Origin of the sequence: Streptomyces sp. NPDC088923, assembly GCF_044749745.1 — a bacterium.
In the GTDB taxonomy this organism is placed as follows: Bacteria; Actinomycetota; Actinomycetes; order Streptomycetales; family Streptomycetaceae; genus Streptomyces.
In genome coordinates this window covers 1,316-2,751 of record NZ_JBIVIO010000015.1, presented here as the reverse complement: position 1 = coordinate 2,751, position 1,436 = coordinate 1,316, and the positions used below count along the sequence as shown (strand labels likewise).

Sequence of the window (1,436 nt, the reverse complement as noted above, 5' to 3'; positions counted from 1 at the left end):
CTTGGGGGCTGAGGGTGTCGGGCACGTTGTTGGGTGTCTGAGGGTACGGCCGTATGGCTTGCCTTCTTGCCGGCCCCAGTGAACTTGAGACCGTTGGTCTTGGGGTGATGGGTGGTTGGTCGTTGTTTGAGAACTGCACAGTGGACGCGAGCATCTGTGGCCAAGTTTTTAAGGGCGCACGGTGGATGCCTTGGTACCAGGAACCGATGAAGGACGTGGGAGGCCGCGATAGGCCCCGGGGAGCTGTCAACCGAGCTTTGATCCGGGGGTGTCCGAATGGGGAAACCCGGCAGTCGTCATGGGCTGTCACCCGCTGCTGAATGTATAGGCAGTGTGGAGGGAACGCGGGGAAGTGAAACATCTCAGTACCCGCAGGAAGAGAAAACAACCGTGATTCCGGGAGTAGTGGCGAGCGAAACCGGATGAGGCCAAACCGTATGTGTGTGATACCCGGCAGGGGTTGCATGTACGGGGTTGTGGGATTGCGCTTCAGTCGTCTGCCGGCGGCTGGGTGAGTCAGAAACCGTTGGTGTAGGCGAAGGACATGCGAAAGGTCCGGCGTAGAGGGTAAGACCCCCGTAGCTGAAACATTGACGGCTCACTTGCGTTATTCCCAAGTAGCACGGGGCCCGAGAAATCCTGTGTGAATCTGGCGGGACCACCCGCTAAGCCTAAATATTCCCTGGTGACCGATAGCGGATAGTACCGTGAGGGAATGGTGAAAAGTACCGCGGGAGCGGAGTGAAATAGTACCTGAAACCGTGTGCCTACAAGCCGTGGGAGCGTCGCGCAAGGACTTGTCCTTGCGTCGTGACTGCGTGCCTTTTGAAGAATGAGCCTGCGAGTTTGCGGTGTGTTGCGAGGTTAACCCGTGTGGGGAAGCCGTAGCGAAAGCGAGTCCGAACAGGGCGCTGTAGTAGCACGCTCAAGACCCGAAGCGGAGTGATCTAGCCATGGGCAGGTTGAAGCGGCTGTAAGAGGTCGTGGAGGACCGAACCCACCAGGGTTGAAAACCTGGGGGATGACCTGTGGTTAGGGGTGAAAGGCCAATCAAACTCCGTGATAGCTGGTTCTCCCCGAAATGCATTTAGGTGCAGCGTCGTGTGTTTCTTGCCGGAGGTAGAGCACTGGATAGGCGATGGGCCTTACCGGGTTACTGACCTTAGCCAAACTCCGAATGCCGGTAAGTGAGAGCACGGCAGTGAGACTGTGGGGGATAAGCTCCATGGTCGAGAGGGAAACAGCCCAGAGCATCGACTAAGGCCCCTAAGCGTACGCTAAGTGGGAAAGGATGTGGAGTCGCAGAGACAACCAGGAGGTTGGCTTAGAAGCAGCCACCCTTGAAAGAGTGCGTAATAGCTCACTGGTCTAGTGATTCCGCGCCGACAATGTAGCGGGGCTCAAGCGTACCGCCGAAGTCGTGTCATTGCAGCGTG

General features: G+C 57.5%; 1 rRNA gene (cut by a window edge). It reads left to right on the top strand.

The features are described from left to right. Window positions 1–158 precede the first annotated feature (158 nt). Window positions 159–1,436 (top strand): 23S ribosomal RNA (locus ACIP4O_RS30500); it runs 1,292 nt beyond the window's last position.